This is a genomic window from Pseudomonas sp. ATCC PTA-122608 (assembly GCF_001952855.1).
Taxonomy (GTDB): domain Bacteria; phylum Pseudomonadota; class Gammaproteobacteria; order Pseudomonadales; family Pseudomonadaceae; genus Aquipseudomonas.
This window is the reverse complement of record NZ_LPNO01000019.1, coordinates 126,713-147,830: the sequence shown is the minus strand read 5'-3', so window position 1 is coordinate 147,830 and position 21,118 is coordinate 126,713. Positions and strand designations below refer to the sequence as shown.

The window sequence follows — 21,118 nt, the reverse complement described above, 5'->3', positions numbered from 1 at the left end:
GCGCAATGCCGCGTGAGCCACTACTTATCGACTAGTCTCTGATGCGCAACGCGCGGCTTACGCGTATGATTCGCGACCCTTTGGCGATGCGTTCGCCAAAAGCCCAGCTTTTACTATCTTCAGGCCAAGCCTGAATCGACACACCGGGAGGTGCTTAAGATGAGTGACCAAGACCAGAAAGACAGCCAGGAAATCGGCCCCGCAGGTGAAAAACTGCAGAAAGTCCTCGCCCGTATCGGCGTAGGTTCGCGCCGCGACGTAGAAGCCTGGATCACCCAGAAGCGCATCAAGGTCAACGGCGTTGAAGCCACCCTTGGCCAGCGCGTCGACCTGCACGACGCCATCACCATTGATGGCAAGGTCATCAAGCGTGAAGAGGCCGCCGAATCGGTGCGCCGCGTCATCATGTACAACAAGCCTGATGGCGAAATCTGCACCCGTGACGACCCGGAAGGCCGTCCAACCGTATTCGACAAGATGCCGCGCCCTAAAGAAGGCCGCTGGATCAACATCGGTCGTCTCGACATCAACACCACCGGTTTGCTGATGTTCACCACCGACGGTGAACTGGCCAACCGCCTGATGCACCCTTCCTACGAGATGGACCGTGAATACGCCGTCCGTGTGCGTGGCGAAGTCGATGACGAAATGATCGAGCGCCTGAAAGCCGGCGTCGTGCTGGAAGACGGCCCGGCCAAGTTCACCGACATCAAGCAGGCTCCAGGCGGCGAAGGCTTCAACCATTGGTACCACTGCGTGGTGATGGAAGGCCGTAACCGTGAGGTACGTCGCCTGTGGGAATCCCAGGGCCTGGTGGTCAGCCGCCTGAAGCGCGTGCGTTTCGGCCCGGTGTTCCTCAACTCCGACCTGCCGATGGGCCGCTGGCGCGAAATGAGCCAGTTCGAAGTCGACATCCTGAGTGCCGAAGTTGGCCTGACGCCGGTGGCCATGCCGCAGATGAACGCCAAGAGCAAAGACAAGCTCGAGCGTATGCAGCGTAAATCGTCGCGTCCTGTGGCACGTACCGACCGTGTTGCCCGCACCCTGCGCCCTGCGCTGGATGCACCGGCCACTGGCGGTCGTATCTCCCGCGAGCCGCACATCGAAGGCGAGCGTCGTCCTTCGGCCCCGGCTCGTCAGGATGGCGAACGTGCGCCGCGCGCACCGCGTCCAGCGGGTCGTGGTGGTGATGCCCCAACGGGCGGTCGCGGTAACCGTGGCGAGTCTGGCCGTGGTGCTCCGGCTGCGGGCCGTCCCGACGACAGCGCCAGCACCAAACGCCCAGCCAAGCCATCGCCGAAAAAGCGCCCGGGCTTGAAACTGGTCGATGACGCGCCATCGGGCAAGCGTCGTGGTGCACCGGCCGGTTCCGGCCAGCGTCCAGGTTTTGGTCGCAAGAAGCCGCAGTGATTCGTTAAGCGCTGCATAAAAACGCCAACCCTCGGGTTGGCGTTTTTTTTGGTCTGGATTTGGAACCTGCTCTATAAAGCAAAGCAGGTCCATTGTGGGAGCGGGCTTGCTCGCGAATACGGTGTGTCAGTTGATACATCTGATGACTGACCCACCGCATTCGCAAGCAAGCCAGCTCCCACATTTGATCTTCATTGTTTTGGCGGACGTGTCAGAACATGAAAGCCCCATCGAACACGGGTTTATCGTCGAGGGCTAGCACGCCACTGGCGAAGATCAGGTCCAGATGATGGCTGCCTTTCTGCCCGCCACCCAAGCCCAGGTGCAGCCCGCAATGGCGCTCTTCAAAGCCGGCATTGCGCGCATACAAATCCTTCACGCCTTCATTGGTGCCAATGCCCAGTTCCTCCACCCGACGGTTGGACGGGTTGGCATTCAGGTATTTGTTGAAGTCATCCGCCAGCCCCGGCACTTCACTGGCCACGGTGCAGATGGTCGAGTTCTCGATCCACAGTTCCAGCGGTGATTGCAGCACGCCGTATTTGCGCGCAAAGGGAATGGTGCTGAGGAAGGTGCCTACAAACCGCACCTGGCCATTGATGGCTTCGCTATGGGTCGCGATCTCGCCGGGCGCCAGGTCGTGGTTGCCGACGCCGTTGATATTGGTCCACTTCTTGATGCTGCTCATGGGCGCTTCAAGGCGCGAGCCATGCTGGTCGGTGAAACTCAACATGCTGGCCTGGGACATGCGCCGGATCAACGTGGCGTTAAGGTCGGCAATCCGCTGTGGGGCGACGCTGAAGGTGTCGTAGAAATAGTCGCCGTAGTCCTTGAGCAGCAGGGATTTTTTCCAGTGCTCGGCCATCACGCCTTGCAGCGCGCGGATAAAGTCCGGGCCCTCGGCACGTGGGTTGGGCAAGGTCGAGGAATCGTAGAGAAACATGTACAGGTCGCAGTCTTCGATGGCCTTGGCCAGCGCTTCGCTGGGGGCATGGTCCAGGCGTTGTACCTGGAAGTCAAAACGGGCGGCGCTGCCTTGGGTGATCGATTGCGCGATGGCGTCGTAGCGTTCGGTATGGCCGAGCAGAATGGTGGGGCGGTGCAGGCCGGTGAGGGCCGGGTGATGGGCGAGGTAATAGAGAAAATGTTCGACGGCGCGGGCCTTGTCCATGACGTCCTTCCTTCAAAGCCTTCGGTAGGAGCAGTGGCAGGTGCGGCGTCCCGCACCTGCCGGGGTGCCTGATCAGATTAGAAAGGCCACATCGCGGTGCCGAACGGCACAACGGCATCGGCTTGCATCATTTCAACGGCGGCCTCGTGGGTCGGCGCTTCAAACCAATCGTCGAGTTGCAGTTCGGTTTCCAGGTCATTTTCCAGTGCTTGCATGGTGAATCTCCTAGATGACGGTGTCTGAGACGAATTTGCCAGCGGGCTGCGCTGGGCAAGTGGATGAACCTAGAAGAGTGTGTTTGGGAATGCAAAATTTTTATTGACACGGTTTCATTTGGATTTTTTATTCTGTTTTGATGGCGATTTGGTTTATGTCGACGAAACAGTCAGTTGGTTGCGTCTTCCTGTCGGAAAGGTCTCACCGTCAATTTCTCGATATCTGAAAGAATTTTCCCAATGTCCCTGCTCTCCGCCGCATCGCATCCTGTCGGCCCAGACAGGTTTGGCGGTGTACAATGCCCCGCGTTTTACTGTGATCCCACTATTCAGGGCTATCCGCCCCGTGCACTCCGCCTGGCCACAAGCCAGCCGGCTTCGATTTCGTCACAGATCAAACCTTGCGTGAGACCCTTTCCATGAGTGAAGCCAACTCGCATTCAGGCGAGCTGAAGCGCGGCCTGAAAAATCGTCATATTCAACTTATCGCCCTCGGTGGCGCGATTGGCACCGGGTTGTTCCTGGGTTCGGCTGGCGTGCTGAAATCCGCCGGGCCGTCGATGATCCTCGGTTATGCCATCTGCGGTTTTATCGCCTTCATGATCATGCGTCAGCTGGGCGAGATGATCGTCGAAGAGCCGGTAGCCGGTTCCTTCAGCCACTTTGCCCACAAATACTGGGGCGGTTTCGCCGGCTTTCTGTCGGGCTGGAACTGCTGGATCCTGTACATCCTGGTGGGCATGTCGGAGCTGACGGCCGTCGGCAAGTACGTGCATTACTGGTGGCCCGAGATCCCGACCTGGGTGTCGGCGGCGGCGTTTTTTGTGCTGATCAATGTGATCAATCTGTCCAACGTCAAAGTCTTCGGCGAGGCCGAGTTCTGGTTTGCGATCATCAAGGTGGTTGCCATTGTTGGCATGATCGCCCTGGGCAGTTATCTGCTGGTGAGCGGCACCGGCGGGCCGCAGGCTTCGGTGACCAACCTGTGGGAGCACGGTGGGTTCTTTCCCCATGGTGTGGGTGGTTTGGTGATGGCCATGGCGATCATCATGTTCTCGTTTGGTGGTCTGGAGATGCTCGGGTTTACCGCGGCTGAGGCGGACCAGCCGCGCACGGTGATTCCGAAGGCGATCAATCAGGTGATCTACCGGATTCTGATTTTCTACATCGGTGCGTTGGTGGTGCTGTTGTCGTTGACGCCTTGGGACAGTTTGCTGGAGACCCTGAACGCTTCGGGTGACGCTTATAGCGGCAGTCCGTTTGTGCAGGTGTTTTCGATGTTGGGCAGTAATACGGCGGCGCACATTCTCAACTTTGTGGTGTTGACGGCGGCGTTGTCGGTTTACAACAGCGGCACTTACTGCAATAGCCGGATGTTGTTGGGGATGGCCGAGCAGGGTGACGCGCCTCGCGCATTGGCGAAGATCGACAAGCGTGGGGTGCCGGTGCGGTCGATCCTCGCTTCGGCGGCGATTACGTTGGTGGCGGTGTTGATGAATTATCTGATTCCGCAGCATGCGCTGGAGTTGCTGATGTCGCTGGTGGTGGCGACCCTGGTGATTAACTGGGCGATGATCAGCTTTTCGCATTTCAAGTTTAGGCAGCATATGGACCGTACCGGGCAGGTGCCGTTGTTCAAGGCGCTTTGGTATCCGTATGGCAATTATGTTTGCCTGGCGTTTGTGGTGTTTATTCTTGGGGTGATGCTGCTGATTCCGGGGATTCAGGTGTCGGTGTATGCGATTCCGGTTTGGGTGGTGTTTATGTGGGTTTGCTACGGGATCAAGAACAGGCGTAAGGCTCGGGATGGGGTGGCCTTGGACCGGGGGTGATCTTGAGTACATATCCGTTGCTGCGGTAACGGCTACTTATGGTTCCGCTCTTACAGCGGGTCACTTTTGGCAAACGCCCCAAAAGTAACCAAAAGGTCTTTGCCCCACCACTCGGTGCCTCGCCCAGGCTCGGCATGCCCGCACTCCGGCCCGGTTCCGCGGGCCGCCGCGACGGGCCATCCATGGCCCGGCGCGGCTAAATCGGCTTCCCTGCCGATTTACCCGCTCCACCGTGCCTGCTTGCGGCCATCGTGGTTGACGGGGCCCGCAGATCAAGATCACAAGCAGATCAAAAGCAAGAGCACAGCGGCCTCCCGGCCGGCTTGAGTGTTAGAAGCAGAGGCAAGATCCAGAGCGAAAGCAGAGCTGCTTTTCTGTGGGAGCGGGCTTGCTCGCGAAAAACCTGAGACCGCCGCGTTCATCCAGAATGCCCGAGTCATCGTTAACGACCTTCGCGAGCAAGCCCGCTCCCACATTTGGACTGTACCCGCTCTTGATTTCGCTGTTGCTCCTGCTGTTGCTTCACCACACTCAAGCCGGCCTGTAGGCCGCTGTGCCCTTGATCTGCTTTTGATCTTGATCTTAGGCGCCCCGTTAAACCACGCTGGCCGAACGTAGGCAGTACGGAGCGGGTAAACCGGCAGGACGCCGGTTTAGCCGCGACGGGGCAGGGACGCCCCGTCGCGGCGGCCCGCTTCGTGCTGCCGGAGTGAGGGCACTCCGAGCCTAAGCGAGGAGCCGAGTGGTGGGGCAAGAGCGTTTTGCTTACTTTTGCGCTTTTCAAAAGTGAGCCGCTGTAAGAGCGGAACCCATAGTCGCCATTACAAAAATAACGGATATGCCCCCAGGCCCAGCAGCCCACCACATTGGCGTATCCTTACCCACCACCCCCAAGGCCCGATCAAAAAATGCTGGTGATTTCCAACAACGTGCACCTCCCCGACGCCGAGATCGAGCTGACAGCCATCCGCGCCCAAGGCGCCGGCGGTCAAAACGTCAACAAAGTCTCCAGCGCCGTGCACCTGCGTTTCGACATCCCGGCCTCGTCCCTGCCTGACTTCTACAAGGAACGCCTGCTCGCCCTGCGCGACAGCCGCATCACCAGCGACGGCGTGCTGATCCTCAAGGCCCAGCAATACCGCACCCAGGAACAAAACCGCGCCGACGCCCTCGAGCGCCTGGTCGAGCTGATCCTCAGCGCCACCAAGGTCGAAAAGAAACGCCGCCCCACCAAACCCACTCTGGGCTCAAAGAAGCGCCGCCTCGAATCCAAAACCAAACGCGGCAGCATCAAGGCCGGCCGCGGCAAGGTTGATTTCTAAGCCGCCTCCCGCTCCTCGCGGTATTTAGGCGCCTGCCGATACAAATACAGACTCAACAGCAACCCGCCAAACGCCGCGATCGCCGCAAACAGGAAGATCGAGGCAAACCCGAACCCCGCCGCAATCGCCCCGGCCAACGGCCCGGTGATCCCCAGCGACAAATCAATAAACAGCGAATACGCCCCCACCGCCGCGCCTCGGCTCGAGGCGGGCACCAGGTTGACCGCCTCCACACCCAAGGCCGGAAACACCAGGGAAAACCCAAACCCGCTCAACGCCGCACCCGCCAACGCCAAATGAGGATCCGGCGCCAGCCACAACAGCAGCAGGCCCAGGGTCTCCACCGACAGGCAGGCAATCGCCACGCGAAACCCGCCAATACGGTTGATCAAATTCCCGAACAACAACCGCGCCCCGATAAAGCTGGCACCGAACAGGCTCAGGCACAGCACTGCGTTGTCCCAGTGCTGGGTCGCGTAATACAGGGTGATGAAGGTCGCAATGGTGCCAAAGCCGATCGAGCCCAGCGCCAGGCCGCAGCCGTGTGGCAGCACACGCCCGAGCACATGCATGAACGGCAGACGCTCGCCCACCACGATCGGCGCGGCGACTTTCGGCCAGGCCAGCAGCAGCCCCAGCACCGCCAGCAGGATGATGCTGACACCCATGCTCCACAGCCCGAAATGACTGACCAGCAACACCCCCAGCGGCGCGCCGATGGCCAGGGCGCCGTAGCTGGCGATGCCGTTCCAGGAGATGACCTTGGCGGTATTCGCCGCGCCCACCCGGCCGATGCCCCAGCCAATGGAGCCCGAGCCCACCAGGCTTTCAGCGCTGCCCAGTACCAGGCGGCCGATCAGCAGGCTGGTCAGGCTCAATGCCGGCAAGTGCGAAAACCACGCCGAGAGCAACATGAACACGCCGCTCAACCCGCAACCCGCCAGGCCGTACATGACGGCGCGCTTGCTGCCGCGGTTATCGATGATGCGTCCGGCATAGGGCCGGCTCAGCAGGGTGGCCAGGTATTGCACGCTGATCACCAGGCCCGCGATCACGGCGCCAAAGCCCAGGTCGCTGTGCACATAGCCCGGCAACACGGCCAGGGGAATGCCGATATTCAGGTAGCCGATGAAGGTGAATAGAACGATGGAAACGACTTGCAGCGTGACCGCCATGGGGCGCTGGGTATCTGGCATGGGAGAGGTCCACTGTCGCAGCAGGAAAAGATAGGCTGCTTATGATACCGATGCTGGGCGCGTGCGGGGGCGGGAAACCAAACTTTTAGCGATCGGCGGGGCTGAGCAGTTGCGTGGTCACCAACGCGGCGAGGGCGTTTTCCTGGGTGCCGAAGCGCTTGAGCAGGAGTGCCTGTTTTTCCGGGGTGAGGCGGTTCCATACGTCGACCATCTGCAGGGCAGTGTCGAGCAGGGCGGTATCGGGGGTGGTGTCGGTCATGGCGGGGCTCACGGTGTTCAGGCGGTGTGGAAAGCGCGCAATGTCACGCTTTCCACACGGTCTGGGTACGGCTCTCAGTCTTAGCGCTTGCGGTCGACCGGTTTTGCCTCTTTGGGCTCGGGCTTGGTGGCGCCGGCCTGTTGCGGGGTTGGCTGCTCAGTTTCGTGCAGGCTTGGGAAGGGGAGATTAGGGATTTCGTGCATCGTCGTCGCTCCTCGCAAGATCTGTTTATCAATCGCAGGTGATTCCGCGCGTTCAAAAAGCTTGTGCAGGATACAGCACTGTAAATGACAGAAAGATTTTATCTCGAAAAATGAACACCCCTTCATCCCGCCGCGCAAGTGACGTGGCGCCACAGGTGGATCAATTGTCATCGTACAACATCACCCATAACGGATTGACATCGCGCTGCGGACTGAATATAACGCTATCAGTTGTATGACGACATATGTCGTTACAGTTTTATAGCGCCCGTAATACGGGTGCTGCTGGTCGCAGAACGTACGCCTCAAATCTAAAAATAATTAAGGTGAAGCGATGAAAATCAAAGGCATCCGTTGGTGGATGGTCGGGCTGATGACGGTCGGCCTGATTATTAACTACCTGGCCCGCAACACGCTGTCCGTCGCAGCCCCCACGCTGATGACCGACCTGAGCATCTCCACTGAGCAGTACTCCCATATCGTTGTTGCCTGGCAGGTGTGCTATGCCCTGATGCAGCCGATCGCCGGTTATGTGATTGATGCAATTGGCACCAAGATGGGCTTCGCGATCTTCGCCATTTCCTGGTCGGTAGTGTGCGCGCTGGCGGCGTTCGCCACTGGCTGGCAGAGCCTGGCCGTGGCTCGTGGCGCGCTGGGACTGACGGAATCGGCGGGCTTCCCCGGCGGCGTCAAGGCGATTACCGAGTGGTTCCCGGCCAAGGAGCGCTCCGTCGCCATCGGCTGGTTCAACTTTGGTTCGTCGTTTGGTGCGTTGCTGGCGCCGCCGCTGGTGGTCTGGGCGATTCTGCACAGCGGCTGGCAGTTGGCGTTCTTGATTGTCGGTGGTATCGGCCTGATGTGGAGCGGGCTGTGGCTGCTGCTGTACAAGCACCCGCGTGACCAGCGCCTGCTGGCTGAGGCCGAACGTGAGTACATCGAAGCCGGCCAGGAAACCCACCTCAAGGAAGGCGTGCAGAAGAAAGCCAGCTGGAAGCGCATCCTCAAAAGCCGCAACTTTTTCGCCATCGCCTCGGCGCGGATGCTCTCGGAGCCGGCCTGGCAGACCTTCAACGCCTGGATTCCGCTGTACCTGATGACCGAGCGGCACATGAACATCAAGGAAATGGCGCTGTTCGCCTGGCTGCCATTCCTGGCCGCCGACATCGGCTGCGTGCTGGGTGGCTACCTGAGCCCGCTGTTTCACCGCTACTTCAAGGTCTCGCTGTTCACCTCGCGCAAGCTGGTGATGTTGCTCGGCTGCCTGTGCATGATCGGCCCGGCGTGTATCGGCCTGGTGGACAGTGCCTACACCGCGATTGCCCTGCTGTGCGTGGGCGGTTTCGCGCACCAGACCTTGTCGGGCGCGCTGTTTTCCATCGCCTCGGACTCATTCGGCAAGAACGACGTGGCCACCGCGACCGGTGGCGGGCAGATGTGCGGCTTTATCGGTGCCGCGGCGTTTACCGCGGTGTTCGGTGTGCTGGTGACCAAGGTCGGCTACAGCCCGCTGTTTGTGGTGCTGGCGATTTTCGACATCATCGCGGCCATCGTGATCCTGACGGTCGCCCGGGAGATTGTTAAAGACCCGGAGCCGGCCACTCAAACCGGTCACGGCGGCACCTTGTTGCCGGTTTAACCCTGGCGCTCCATCGCCGCCTTGTAGAGCGAGTTCTTCGGCTGGGCAAACACCCGCGCCAGCATCGGTTCGAAGAAGCTCAACGGTAGGGTGTCGTAGGACGGATCGAACGCTGCCGCGTCGTATTGCGCGCAGAACTCGATGGTTTGCCGGTACTGCGGATGGTCGCCAAATTGCTCACGCAGGTGGCGGTCCATCCCCAGGTGATGGAAGAAGTAGTAGCCCTGGAAAATCCCGTGCTTCTCCACCATCCACAGATTTTCGGGGCTCACAAATGGCTTGAGGATCGCGGCGGCGATGTCCGGGTGGTTGTAGGAACCCAGGGTGTCGCCGATGTCGTGGAGCAGGGCGCACACCACGTACTCTTCATCCCGGCCATCGTGCCAGGCGCGGCTGGCGGTTTGCAGCGAGTGGGTCAGGCGGTCCACCGGGAAGCCGCCAAAGTCGCCCTCCAGCAGTCGCAGATGCGCCACGATCCGGGTTGGTAGTTGCCGGGCATAGGCGCTGAAATCCTTGGCGATGATCGCCCAGTCTTCCTGGGTGCCGTCCTGCATATGGGTAAAGCGGGCCTGCTGGTTCATCAAAGGCGCTCTTATTGTTTTTGAAGGGCAGGCTAGAACGGCACTTTGCCCAGAATCATGTCGCGGTACATCACAAAATCCCCCAACAGGCTGTAAAGCGGATGCTGGAAGGTTGCCGGGCGATTCTTTTCAAAGAAGAAGTGGCCGATCCAGGCAAAGCTATATCCTGCCACTGGCACCGCCAGCAGCAGCCACCAGGCGCCTTTGCCGATCGCGAACGCCAGAATGAAGATCACCAGACTGGTGCCGATAAAGTGCAGGCGACGGCAGGTGCTGTTGCCGTGTTCGCTCAGGTAATACGGGTAGAAATCAGCGAAGCTATTGAATTGTCTGACATTTTCCACAGTATCCGGCCCTCTGATTATTGTTCTGCCCGACAGATGTTCGGCGGGGAGCTTATTTGAGTCTAGAGTCATCAGTGGTAACAGCCAGTGACAATAGATGCCACTTTAGTATCCTTCGGATTCCTGGCTGTCGTTTCAGCCTTCCTTGTTAAGAAAACGCCATGAGCGAACGAACGACTTCTGCAAGCTGGGCGATGGGGATAGTCAAGGCGCTGGAGATGGACGGCCTGGATTGCCGCGCCTTGTTCAAGCAGCTTGGCCTGGAATACGCCGCGCTGAATGACCCGGATGCGCGCTTCCCCCAGGACTCCATGACGCGCCTCTGGCAGCGCGCGGTCGAGCTGTCGGGCAACCCGGCGATCGGCTTGAACATGGGCAAGGTGGTGCGCCCGGCGTCGTTTCATGTGGCTGGCTACGCCTTGATGTCCAGTAACACCCTGGCCGAAGGTTTCATGCGGCTGGTTCGTTATCAGCGAATCATCGCTGAAAGTGCCGACTTGAGTTTCCGACTGTTACCCGAAGGTTATGCGCTGATTCTTACCGTGCACGGCGACCACCTGCCGCCCACCCGGCAAAGCGCCGAAGCGTCCCTGGCGAGTGCCCTGGCGTTATGCGGCTGGCTCACCGGACGTACCCTGCAACCGCGCAAAGTGCTGGTGCAGGGCGATCAACCGGCGGATCTGGCGCCCTACAAGCAGGCCTTCCATGCACCGTTGGTGTTCAACGCTCCGTATGACGCGCTGATCTTCGAGCGGGCGGATATGGAGGCGCCGTTGCCCACGGCGAACGAGGCGATGGCGTTGTTGCATGATCGTTTTGCCGGGGAGTATCTGGCGCGGTTTTCCGAGAGCCGGGTGACCCACAAGGCGCGGCAGGTATTGTGCCGATTGCTGCCGCAAGGCGAGCCCAAGCGCGAGGTGGTTGCGCAGACCTTGCACCTGTCCCAGCGCACCTTGCAGCGCCGCTTGCAGGAGGAGGGCACCAGTTTCCAGACCTTGCTCGACGACACCCGCCGCGAACTGGCCGAGCAATACCTGGCGCAGCCGAGCATGACCCTGCTGGAAATTGCCTACCTGTTGGGGTTTGCCGACCCGAGCAACTTTTTTCGCGCGTTCCGCCGCTGGTTCGATGCCACGCCCGGCGAGTACCGGGCGCGGTTGCAGGAAACTCCGGTCAGTGACGCCAAAACGCCGGAATGCACAGCACAAACACCGTAATGATCTCCAGCCGGCCCAGCAGCATGCCGAGGGACAGGATCCACTTGGCGGCGTCCGGCAGGGTGGAGAAATTCCCGGCCGGGCCGATGGTTTCCCCCAGGCCCGGGCCCACGCCGGACACGGTGCTGGCGGCGCCGGTCAGCGCGGTCATCCAGTCCAGGCCCAGCAGTGACAGGGCCAGGGCGATGGCGCAGATGGTGATGGCGAAGAAAAACGAGAAGGTCAGGATCGAGCGCACGATTTCTTCATCGAGGCGATGGCCGTTGTACTTCTGCTTGATCACCGCCCGTGGGTGAATCAGCTGGTTCAAGTTGGCCTTGAGCAGGATATAGGCGACCTGGAAACGGAAAATCTTGATCCCGCCAGCCGTGGAACCGGAGCAACCGCCCACAAAGCCCAGGTAAAAGAACAGCATCAGCGAGAAATTGCCCCAGATGCTGTAGTCCCCCAGCGCAAAACCGGTGGTGGTCACGACCGACGTGACGTTCACCGCTACGTGGCGCAGCGCCTCCAGCCAATGCAGATTGGTGGTCCACCAATACCAGGTGCCGAGCACCAGCCAGGTCACCACCAGCAAACCGAGCATGCCCTGCACCTGCTGGTCCTTGATCAGCGCCCGGCGGTTGCCGCGCATCGTGGCCACATACAGGGTGAACGGCAGGCTGCCGAGAATCATCACTACTACCGCCACCCAGTGCACGGCTGGTTGTTTCCAGTGAGCCAGGGATTCATCGGAGGTGGAGAAACCGCCGGTGGAAATTGCCGACATCGCATGGTTGATCGCGTCAAACAGGCCCATGCCCGCCCACCAGAACGCCAGGCTGCCGAGGATGGTGATGCCCACGTACGCCGCCACGATCAGGCGCGCCACCATGTGGGAGCGGGGCATGACCTTTTCTGAGCGGTCGGAGGACTCGGTCTGGAACAGGCGCATGCCACCGATGCGCAGCAGCGGCAGGATCGCCACCGCCATGCCGATAAAGCCGATGCCGCCGAGCCAGTGCAGCAGCGAGCGCCAGATGAGGATGCCCGGGGACATGGTGTCCAGGCCGCTGAGCACCGTGGAGCCGGTGGCGGTGATGCCGGACATGCTTTCGAAGAACGAGTCGGTGTAGCTGATGTGCTGGGTCAGCAGGAACGGCAGTGCGGCGAAGATGCACACTACTAGCCAGCTGGAGACGGTCAGCAGGTACATGTCCCGCGGGCGCAGGTGCACGTGTTCCGGGCGGCCGGGGATCACCAGCGCCAGGCCGGCAATGAAGGTGATCATGCTGGCCCAGAGGAACGATGGCAGGTCGCTGGTGCGTTCGAAAAACACCAGGGTCGCCATGGGGATGACCATGGCGATCGCTAGGGTGATCAGGAAGATGCCGATAATGAAACCGATTATCCGTAAGGTCGGCAACGCCATGAGGTCCGCTCGGTGTGACAGGAAAGGCGCCATTCTACCTGCGGTGCAGGGCAAGTAAACCGGGGGCTGGAAGGCGACGCCGGGCAAATGTGGGAGCGGGCTTGCTCGCGAAGGCGGTGTTCCAGTCAACGGATGCATTGGCCGACCCACCGCTTTCGCGAGCAAGCCCGCTCCCACAGGGGTTTTTCGGTGGTTAATGGACCTTGAAGGGCAGGCACAAAAAAGGCGACCCGAAGGTCGCCTCATTCAACGCGGCACGGATCAGAAATCGTGATCAGCGTTATCCGGGTTCAAGTCACTGATGCCCAGCTTGCCAGCGGCCTGTTCGATCGAACCGGTCTGCTTGACCAAGGCTGCGATCGCATCACGCACGATCTGGTTGCCTTTGTCGTTACCGGCAGCGATCAACTGGTCGTAATGCTCGCCGTTGTTGGCGTGGTCGACCATCACCTGGATCTTCGCTTCGGTCGACGCCAGGTCGGCTTTCAGCGTTGCGTCGGCAGTTGGGTCAGCCTTGGCCACCAGGGACGACAGGCTGGCGCCGGTCATCTTGGTACCGTCGGTGCGGGTGTACTCACCCAGGTAAACGTTACGAATACCCTTGGCGTCATAGAAGTGCGAGTTGTGGGTGTTGTCGCTGAAGCAATCCTGTTCGTCTTCCGGCGAGTTGGCTTCCAGGGAAACCTTCATGCGCTCACCGGCCAGTTCGCCCAGGGACAGGCTACCCATGCCGAACAGCATTTTGCGCAGGCCATCGGTCGGCGCCTCGGCTTCCAGGGTGGCGCGGTAGTTGTCTTCGACGTTGGGTTTCCAGTTGCCGACCATTTCTTCCAGGTCGCTGACCAACAGTTGAGTCACGGCGCGCAGGTAGGTGCGGCGACGCTCGTTGTGGCCGCCAGTAGCACCATCACCGGTCATGTAGTCCGATGCTGGACGGTTGCCGGCGCCCGGGCCGGTGCCGTTCAGGTCCTGGCCCCAGAGCAGGAATTCAATCGCGTGGTAACCGGTGGCCACGTTGGCCTCGGAACCGCCCAGCTCGTTCAGGCTGGCGAGTTTTTCCGGGGTGATGTCTTTCACATCGACCTTGTCTTCGCCGACCTGGATTTCGTTGTTGGCGATGATGTTGGCGGTTGCGCCAGGGTTGCCCAGGGCGTGTTCGTAGGTCTTGTCGACGTAATCGATCAGGCCTTCGTCCAGGGGCCAGGCGTTCACTTGGCCTTCCCAGTCGTCAATGATGGTGTTGCCGAAGCGGAACACTTCACTCTGCAGGTACGGCACGCGAGCGGCGGTCCAGGCGGTACGGGCCGCTTTCAGGGTGTCGTCGTTCGGGTTGGCGAGGAAGGTGTCGATCGCGGTTTGCAGGGTTTTCGCGGTGGACTCGGCATCGCTGTATACGGCGAAGACCATGTCAGCGTAATGCGCGACCACGGCCTTGGCAGCGGCCTCGTCGACCTGGCCTGCCGGTGCAGCCGCGGGGGCTGGAGTGCTGGCGGCGGCCGGGGCTTGAGGCGCGGCGGCCTTGTCTTTGCCTTCACCGCAACCGGCAAGAGAAATGGCAATGGCGAGAAGGCTGGCGGTGGCCAGGGGCATACGAATCATGGCGAACATCCTGCTTCGGTTGAGGGTGGGTCACGCGGGGGGACGCGCAAAACTGCGACATAATGCGAAAGATTTGCATTTTGTGTAAAGGGATATAAGCAGGAAATATTTTGTATCGGTGTGCCGGCCGCCGGCGCGGGTGCTCGCGGTGGCCAGCATTGTTTCAGAGAATGGCGGCGTTATTGCGTTGGGCCTGTTTCAAGTAGGCCACCAACTCCCGTGCCGGCAGCGGTTTGCTGTAGTAGTAACCCTGACCTTCGTGGCAACCCTCGGAGATGATGTACGCCTCCTGTTCGGCGGTCTCCACACCTTCGGCGATCACCTGCATGCCGAGGCTTTTGCCGAGCTGGATGATCGCCCGCACGATGGTTGCGTCGTCGTCATCATCCAGCAGGTCCTGGACGAAGCTCTTGTCGATCTTGATCTTGTCCAGCGGCAGGCTTTTCAGATAGCTCAGGGACGAATAGCCCGTGCCGAAGTCATCAATTGCAATCAGCGCCCCGGAGCGGCGCAGGCTCAGCAGGTGCTGGGCGGCGGTGCTGATGTCTTCCATCAGGCCGGTCTCGGTGACTTCCAGCTCCAGGCTGCGGGGCGGCAGGCGGTAGATTTGCAGCAGGTTGTTGACCACCCGTGGCAGCTCGGCGTGGTGCAACTGTACGGTCGACAGGTTGACCGCCATGCGCAGTTCGGTGAAGCCCAGGTCGTGCCACTCCCGAAGTTGCCGGCAGGCCTGGTCCAGCACCCATTCGCCGATGGCAATGATGGTGCCGTTCTGTTCCGCCAGGGGGATAAACAGGTCGGGCGGCACCAGACCGTGTTCCGGGTGCTGCCAGCGAATCAAGGCTTCGACACCCACCACGCGATGGTCGAGATAGCTGATCTGTGGCTGGTACACCAGGTGGAACTGCTCGCGGCTCAAGGCGTCGCGCAAATCCTTTTCCAGCTCGCGGCGGCGGCGCATTTCGCTGTCGACGCTGGCGATGTAGAACTGGTACCGGTTGCGCGAACGGCTCTTGGCCAGGGTCATGGTCTGTTCGGCTTTTTGCAGCAGCTTCTCGGTGCTGTCGCCGTCTTCCGGAAACAGGGTGATGCCGATGGTGGCGCGCAGGCGGATCTGCTCGTGCCCATCGTCGAGGGCGAATTCCGCTTCCAGGTCATCAAGAATGCTTTGTGCCAGCTCGGCGGCTTCGTAGGGTTGCTCGATATCGGCTTGCACCAGGGCGAATTGGTCGCCACCCAGGCGGGCGAGGGCGCCGAGGCGGCCGCTGTGGGCCCGCAGACGGTCGGCCAGAGCCAGCAGCAATTGGTCGCCGGCCTGATAGGTGAACTGCTCGTTGACGCTTTTGAAGTCATCCAGCCCCACGCACAGCACTGCGACGCTACGTTGGCGTCGGCCGGCGTCGATCAGGATCTTGTCCAACTGCTCCTGCAGCTTCTGGCGGTTCGGCAGGCCAGTGAGAAAGTCGTACTGAGCCATGCGCAGCAGGCTGTTTTCCGCCTCATGGCGCAAGTGCGTGTTGCGCTCGATGGATTCGAGCAACTGGTTGGCGGTGTTGATCCAGAGCCCCAGTTCGTTTTTCTCGTGGCCCCTGAGCTGCGGGATCTTGTGCTCGCTGGGGCGGTCGGGGTTGATCGAACTCAGGTGCTCGATGATGCGCGACAGCGGCTTGGTCAACAGCCAGTGATAGACCAGGTACAACACCAGGCCCATGGCCAGGGCCCGCAGTACGCCGGAGATGAAAATGATCACCGAGCTGACGAGAAACCCTTTGCCATAGGTGGCGGTGTCGAGGGTGATGCTCAGGTCGCCGTAGTACTCGCTATAAGGCCCGCGCCCCACCAGCGGCGTGGTGAAGGTGCGTTCCTGGCCCAGGATCAGGTCAGTCAGCCAGCGGGTCGGGGATTGCTGCAGGTCGCGGGTTTTTTCCGCGAGCATGGTTTCGTTGGGGTGGCCGATGGAGGCCATGCGCACGGCATCGTCCTGGAACAGACCTTCGATGACCTGCATGCCCATCTCCCGGTCCAGGCTGTAGACGGCCTGGGTGGACGGGTCGCGAAACATGTCGAGGATACGCTGGGCATCGCCAGCCACGGCCTGACGCGTCTTGTAGGCGTCAAAGACGATCTGCGCCGCGCTAAGTACCACGCCCACCGCCAATGCCGAAAGCAGCACCACCCGTAGCAACTTCACCGACAAGCTGTTTTTGAGTTCCAGCTTCAAAGGGGTATTCCTTGTTCCATGCGGGTAGCCTCAATATGCCATGAGTATTGGCAATCCCGTGAGGGCAGTCAAAGGAACATTGGGCCCGCAGAGCCTGAATATTAACAAGTGAAGGTCGGGAAGGAGGAGGGCGGACCCAGTCCGCCGTCCTCTGGTACTGCGCGGGGAGCGTAGGCGAATGCCTTTTTTATAGCTCGCGAGAGGTTGCCGAGGGTTTTGTTAGCCGAAAGTAATCTGCGCGGAGGATTTCTGGTGGGCATCTTCGCCGATTTTGCCCGGCTCCTCACCAGCTCCCTGACTTTTTGAATCCATGAGCTTGCTCAGCAGGTCCATGCCTTTTTCTGCCAGCGGCATGGCTGTTGAAGCGGCTGACATTCCCATCGATAAAGGATCCATTGCGGACTCTCCTAACTGAAATGAGAGAGTTATTTCTCTCACTTGTTGGGTGGCCAGTTCATCGCCTTGAGTTCCACGCGTCCTGCATTACGCTTTTGTAACCCCCACAAAAAAGCCCGGCAATCGCCGGGCTCTTTCTACTGCAAGTAGTACTTAAGCAGTGAAGGTTTTGCCTTCGAACTGCTCAGCCACGAACTTCCAGTTGACCAGGTTCCAGAACGCTTCCACATACTTTGGACGCACGTTGCGGTAGTCGATGTAGTAAGCGTGTTCCCAGACGTCGCAGGTCAGCAGCGGGGTGTCGCCGCTGGTCAGCGGGTTGCCGGCGCCGATGGTGCTGGCCAGGGCCAGGGAACCGTCAGCCTTTTTCACCAGCCAGCCCCAACCGGAACCGAAGGTGCCGACGGAAGTCTTGGTGAATTCTTCTTTGAACTTGTCGAACGAACCGAAGGCTGCGTTGATCGCCTCAGCCAGCGCGCCGGTAGGTTGACCGCCGGCGTTTGGCGCCAGGCAGTTCCAGTAGAACGTGTGGTTCCAGACCTGAGCGGCGTTGTTGAAGATGCCGCCCGAAGAAGACTTGACGATTTCTTCCAGGGTCTTGCCTTCGAACTCGGTGCCAGGCACCAGGTTGTTCAGGTTCACGACATAGGTGTTGTGGTGCTTGTCGTGGTGATACTCCAAGGTTTCCTTGGAAATGTGCGGCTGCAGGGCATCGTGTGCGTAGGGCAGCGGCGGCAATTCGAAAGCCATGATGATTCTCCTAATCAGGTCAGTTGCGGTGAGCGCAAGGCCGATCACGGGCGGCCAAACAAGCGCCGGGGAGTTTGTACTCTTTGCGGCGCAGGGGCTGGATCATAGCACCGGGGGTGCGGCAAAACCACGCAACAACTGTGTGGGATAGAGGTTCCAGAGGGTTTTGGCTTCTGTTGAAAAAAGTTTATGCGGCGCTGATTAATTGATAAGCCACGCTGAACATCATGGCGGCCACCAACAGGTCCAGAATTCGCCAGGTGGCAGGGCGCGCCAGCCACGGTGCCAGCCACGCGGCGCCCAGGGCCAGGGTCATGAACCACAGGAATGAAGCGCTTGCGGCACCGGCCACATACGCGCCCGGTTCGGTCTGCTGGGCGCCGAGGGAGCCGATCAACAGAACGGTGTCCAGATACACGTGGGGATTGAGCAAGGTCACCGCGAGGGCGCTGAGCATCACCGCCTTCAGGGAGCGCACCTTGAGGTTCTCGCCCTGGCCCAGGCTTTGCTTCGAGCAGGCCCGGCGCAGGGCAAGGGTGCCGTACCACAACAGGAACGCCGCGCCGCCCCAACGGGCAACCGCCAGCAATATGGGGTTATGCGCCAGCACGGTCGCCAGGCCGAACACGCCGGCGGCCACCAGGATCGCATCGCACACCACGCACAAGGCCGCCACGGGCAGGTGATGTTCGCGCCGCAGGCTCTGCGCCAGGACAAAGGCGTTCTGGGTGCCGATCGCCATGATCAAACCAAAGGCCACCAACAGGCCGTTCGTATAGCTCTGCCACATAGGATTTACTCCGCGCCCGCCGCCAATTGCTGCAACACCTTCATCGCGCGCTCAGCATCGGCGCGGCCAACAAACAAGTGATCGTGGTAGTAGCCGGCAATCACGTTGCAACTGATCCCGGCTTTGCCCAAGGCGGTGGCGAACGCCGCGGTCAGGCCGACGGCTTTCAGGGCCGAATGCACATTCAGGGTGATCCACGCCGCTACGTATTCGAAGGCCAGTCCGGCGCGTTCGGCCTGCTGGCGCTCGACGATCAGCGTCAGGCCTTCTTGCTCGCGGAAGCTGCCGATTACTTCGCAACCTTCGGGGATGCGGCTGTCGGCCAGGGTGCAGAACACGTAGTCGCCGTCGTTGAGCTGTGGGCTCATGCTGCGCAGCAGGGTTGCCAGGGCGGTTTCGCCAGCCATGTGGAAGGTCCTTGAATAAGAAGAAGCGATGCTGGCTATTCTCCCGTCCAAGGCTGTATAAGAAAAACCAATATTGCTGATCGCTCATTAGGAAAACTGATGTTCGACTATAAATTGCTTTCCGCCCTGGCAGCGGTGGTGGAACAGGCCGGTTTCGAACGGGGCGCCCAGGTGTTGGGAATCTCGCAATCGGCGATTTCCCAACGCATCAAGCTGCTGGAAGCGCGTATCGGCCAGCCCGTACTGGTGCGCGCCACGCCGCCGACGCCCACCGAGATTGGCCGCCGTTTGCTCAACCACGTGCAACAGGTGCGGCTGTTGGAGCGCGACCTGCAAAGCCAGGTGCCTGCGCTGGATGAAGAGGGCATGCCGGAGCGTCTGCGCATCGCCTTGAATGCCGACAGCCTCGCCACTTGGTGGGCCGAGGCCGTGAGTGACTTCTGCGCCGAGCAACACCTGCTGCTGGATTTAGTCGTAGAAGACCAGACCGTCGGCCTCAAACGCATGCGTGCCGGCGAAGTGGCGGCGTGTATCTGCGCCAGCGAACGCCCGGTGGCCGGTGCCCGCAGCCTGTTGCTCGGTGCCATGCGTTATCGGGCGCTGGCCAGCCCGGCGTTTGTCGCGCGGCACTTTCCCGATGGCGTACGCGCCGATCAACTGGCCCGCACCCCGGCGCTGGTGTTCGGCCCGGATGATTTTCTGCAGCATCGCTACCTGGCTTCCCTGGGTGTCGACGGTGGTTTCGAACACCATTTATGCCCGTCGTCCGAAGGTTTTATCCGTCTGACGGAAGCCGGATTGGGCTGGGGCTTGGTGCCCGAATTGCAGGTGCGCGACCAACTGGAAAGGGGCGTGCTGGTGGAGTTATTGCCAGATAAGCCGATCGATGTGCCGCTGTACTGGCATCATTGGCGCAGTGGTGGACAATTGCTGGGGTTGCTGACGGATCATCTGGCACACACAACGGGGCAATGGTTGGTGCCGTTGGCGTGATGGCCAGCGTCAAGGCAACAGCGATGAAAAACGAAAGAATGCGGAGTAAGTCATGAAAATTCTGGTCACCGGCGCAAGCGGCTTCATTGGCGGGCGTTTTGCGCGTTTCGCCCTAGAGCAGGGCCTGGACGTGCGGGTCAACGGGCGGCGGGCCGAAGGTGTGGAGCACCTGGTACGGCGCGGCGCCGAGTTTATCCAGGGTGATTTGAATGATCCGGACCTGGTGCGCGAGCTGTGCCGCGACGTCGAGGCCGTGGTGCATTGCGCCGGGGCCGTGGGGCTGTGGGGGCGCTATCAGGATTTCCATCAGGGCAATGTGCTGGTCACCGAAAACGTGGTGGAGGCCTGCCTCAAGCAGCGGGTCGGGCGCCTGGTGCACCTGTCGTCGCCGTCGATCTACTTCGACGGCCGCGATCACTTGGGTTTGACCGAAGAGCAAGTGCCCAAGCGCTTCAAGCATCCCTATGCGGCCACCAAATACCTGGCGGAACAAAAGGTATTTGGCGCCCAGGAGTTCGGCCTCGAAGTGCTGGCCCTGCGCCCGCGTTTTGTCACCGGTGCCGGTGACATGAGTATCTTCCCGCGCCTGTTGAAGATGCAGCGCAAGAACCGCCTGGCGATTGTCGGTGACGGCCTGAACAAGGTGGATTTCACCAGCGTGCACAACCTCAATGAAGCCCTGCTCAGCGGTTTGCTGGCGACGGGTTCGGCGTTGGGCAAGGCCTACAACATCAGCAACGGCACGCCGGTTCCGGTGTGGGATGTGGTGAACTACGTGATGCGTCAAATGGACCTGCCCCAGGTCACCCGTTACCGCTCCTACGGCGTGTCCTACAGCGTTGCGGCGCTTAACGAGGCCTTCTGTGCGATGTGGCCGGGGCGGCCGGAACCGTCTTTGTCACGGCTGGGCATGCAGGTCATGAACAAAGATTTCACCCTCGACATCACCCGCGCACGGCATTATCTCGACTACCAGCCCAAGGTCAGCCTGTGGGCGGCCCTCGACGAGTTCTGCAGTTGGTGGAAGGCCCAGGACGCAGCACTTAAATAACCGGCAACACTCCGGGAACCGAATTTGCGACCCAGGGTCGATCAGTGCGGCAGGTCGGGGGTTTATACTCCGGCGCTTGGCTATTCATATGCCACCTCAAAGGTTTGAAGGTTG

21 protein-coding genes are annotated in these 21,118 nt (G+C 60.6%); 7 read left to right on the top strand and 14 right to left on the bottom strand.

Translation table 11 applies throughout. The features are described 5' to 3' along the window. Positions 1-159 precede the first annotated feature (159 nt). Positions 160-1,410: a 23S rRNA pseudouridine(2605) synthase RluB gene (gene rluB, locus AU074_RS18105; RefSeq protein ID WP_076015876.1), complete on the top strand. Its 1,251-nt coding sequence runs from the start codon at positions 160-162 to the stop codon at positions 1,408-1,410. 211 nt (positions 1,411-1,621) lie between these two features. Here the strand turns inward: rluB and AU074_RS18100 are convergent, their stop codons facing one another. Both AU074_RS18100 and AU074_RS34185 read right to left on the bottom strand, forming a co-directional pair. Beyond that, positions 1,622-2,581, bottom strand: a complete 960-nt coding sequence (locus tag AU074_RS18100) for a leucyl aminopeptidase (protein ID WP_076015875.1) — start codon at positions 2,579-2,581, stop codon at positions 1,622-1,624. A gap of 77 nt (positions 2,582-2,658) precedes the next feature. Then, a complete protein-coding gene (locus tag AU074_RS34185) occupies positions 2,659-2,796 on the bottom strand; it encodes a hypothetical protein (protein ID WP_003175756.1) in 138 nt (45 codons plus the stop codon). A 419-nt stretch (positions 2,797-3,215) separates the two neighbouring features. Between AU074_RS34185 and AU074_RS18095 the strand changes: the two genes are divergently transcribed. Continuing rightward, positions 3,216-4,628: an amino acid permease gene (locus AU074_RS18095; protein ID WP_076015874.1), complete on the top strand. Its 1,413-nt coding sequence runs from the start codon at positions 3,216-3,218 to the stop codon at positions 4,626-4,628. Positions 4,629-5,536: 908 nt separating this feature from the next. Then, positions 5,537-5,950 (top strand): alternative ribosome rescue aminoacyl-tRNA hydrolase ArfB, encoded by a 414-nt coding sequence (gene arfB / locus AU074_RS18090; protein ID WP_042945196.1) that lies wholly within the window; start codon positions 5,537-5,539, stop codon positions 5,948-5,950. Here arfB and AU074_RS18085 read toward each other — a convergent pair. From AU074_RS18085 to AU074_RS33455, 3 genes are all read right to left on the bottom strand, one after another. Continuing rightward, positions 5,947-7,146 (bottom strand): MFS transporter, encoded by a 1,200-nt coding sequence (locus tag AU074_RS18085; protein WP_076015873.1) that lies wholly within the window; start codon positions 7,144-7,146, stop codon positions 5,947-5,949. The two genes, arfB and AU074_RS18085, sit on opposite strands and share 4 nt — an antisense overlap. A gap of 85 nt (positions 7,147-7,231) precedes the next feature. Next, complete coding sequence (locus AU074_RS34180; RefSeq protein ID WP_173860390.1) at positions 7,232-7,405, bottom strand: hypothetical protein; 174 nt, start codon at positions 7,403-7,405, stop codon at positions 7,232-7,234. Positions 7,406-7,485: 80 nt separating this feature from the next. Continuing rightward, positions 7,486-7,779: a hypothetical protein gene (locus AU074_RS33455; protein ID WP_143503602.1), complete on the bottom strand. Its 294-nt coding sequence runs from the start codon at positions 7,777-7,779 to the stop codon at positions 7,486-7,488. Between the two features lie 190 nt (positions 7,780-7,969). On the opposite strand from AU074_RS33455, the gene AU074_RS18080 reads away from it, so the two are divergent. Further along, positions 7,970-9,244, top strand: a complete 1,275-nt coding sequence (locus AU074_RS18080; protein ID WP_076015891.1) for an MFS transporter — start codon at positions 7,970-7,972, stop codon at positions 9,242-9,244. On the opposite strand, the gene AU074_RS18075 is transcribed toward AU074_RS18080, so the two are convergent. After that, complete coding sequence (locus AU074_RS18075) at positions 9,241-9,825, bottom strand: HD domain-containing protein (RefSeq protein WP_076015872.1); 585 nt, start codon at positions 9,823-9,825, stop codon at positions 9,241-9,243. The two genes, AU074_RS18080 and AU074_RS18075, sit on opposite strands and share 4 nt — an antisense overlap. A 32-nt stretch (positions 9,826-9,857) precedes the next feature. Then, on the bottom strand, positions 9,858-10,169 hold the full coding sequence (locus AU074_RS18070; protein ID WP_076015871.1) for a DUF962 domain-containing protein: 312 nt from the start codon (positions 10,167-10,169) through the stop codon (positions 9,858-9,860). A gap of 161 nt (positions 10,170-10,330) precedes the next feature. Between AU074_RS18070 and AU074_RS18065 the strand changes: the two genes are divergently transcribed. Continuing rightward, positions 10,331-11,386 carry an AraC family transcriptional regulator gene (locus AU074_RS18065; protein ID WP_076015870.1) on the top strand — a complete coding sequence of 352 codons (1,056 nt, stop codon included), beginning with the start codon at positions 10,331-10,333 and terminating at the stop codon, positions 11,384-11,386. On the opposite strand, the gene AU074_RS18060 is transcribed toward AU074_RS18065, so the two are convergent. From AU074_RS18060 to AU074_RS18035, 7 genes are all read right to left on the bottom strand, one after another. After that, complete coding sequence (locus AU074_RS18060) at positions 11,343-12,797, bottom strand: TrkH family potassium uptake protein (RefSeq protein WP_076015869.1); 1,455 nt, start codon at positions 12,795-12,797, stop codon at positions 11,343-11,345. The two genes, AU074_RS18065 and AU074_RS18060, sit on opposite strands and share 44 nt — an antisense overlap. Before the next feature lie 261 nt (positions 12,798-13,058). Further along, the gene (locus AU074_RS18055) at positions 13,059-14,396 is read right to left on the bottom strand and encodes an imelysin family protein (protein WP_076015868.1); all 1,338 of its coding nucleotides are present in this window, start codon (positions 14,394-14,396) and stop codon (positions 13,059-13,061) included. Positions 14,397-14,559: 163 nt separating this feature from the next. Then, positions 14,560-16,617, bottom strand: a complete 2,058-nt coding sequence (locus AU074_RS18050) for a bifunctional diguanylate cyclase/phosphodiesterase (protein WP_076015867.1) — start codon at positions 16,615-16,617, stop codon at positions 14,560-14,562. 219 nt (positions 16,618-16,836) lie between these two features. After that, on the bottom strand, positions 16,837-17,013 hold the full coding sequence (locus AU074_RS34175; RefSeq protein WP_167665475.1) for a hypothetical protein: 177 nt from the start codon (positions 17,011-17,013) through the stop codon (positions 16,837-16,839). A 153-nt stretch (positions 17,014-17,166) separates the two neighbouring features. Further along, the gene (locus AU074_RS18045; RefSeq protein WP_003212997.1) at positions 17,167-17,763 is read right to left on the bottom strand and encodes a superoxide dismutase; all 597 of its coding nucleotides are present in this window, start codon (positions 17,761-17,763) and stop codon (positions 17,167-17,169) included. A gap of 187 nt (positions 17,764-17,950) precedes the next feature. Beyond that, the gene (locus AU074_RS18040) at positions 17,951-18,553 is read right to left on the bottom strand and encodes a LysE/ArgO family amino acid transporter (protein ID WP_076015866.1); all 603 of its coding nucleotides are present in this window, start codon (positions 18,551-18,553) and stop codon (positions 17,951-17,953) included. 5 nt (positions 18,554-18,558) lie between these two features. Further along, positions 18,559-18,960 carry an ACT domain-containing protein gene (locus AU074_RS18035; RefSeq protein ID WP_076015865.1) on the bottom strand — a complete coding sequence of 134 codons (402 nt, stop codon included), beginning with the start codon at positions 18,958-18,960 and terminating at the stop codon, positions 18,559-18,561. Positions 18,961-19,059: 99 nt separating this feature from the next. On the opposite strand from AU074_RS18035, the gene AU074_RS18030 reads away from it, so the two are divergent. Together AU074_RS18030 and AU074_RS18025 are read left to right on the top strand one after the other, a co-directional pair. Beyond that, on the top strand, positions 19,060-19,953 hold the full coding sequence (locus AU074_RS18030) for a LysR family transcriptional regulator ArgP (RefSeq protein WP_076015864.1): 894 nt from the start codon (positions 19,060-19,062) through the stop codon (positions 19,951-19,953). A gap of 52 nt (positions 19,954-20,005) precedes the next feature. Continuing rightward, on the top strand, positions 20,006-21,004 hold the full coding sequence (locus tag AU074_RS18025) for an NAD(P)-dependent oxidoreductase (protein WP_076015863.1): 999 nt from the start codon (positions 20,006-20,008) through the stop codon (positions 21,002-21,004). Positions 21,005-21,118 lie beyond the last annotated feature (114 nt).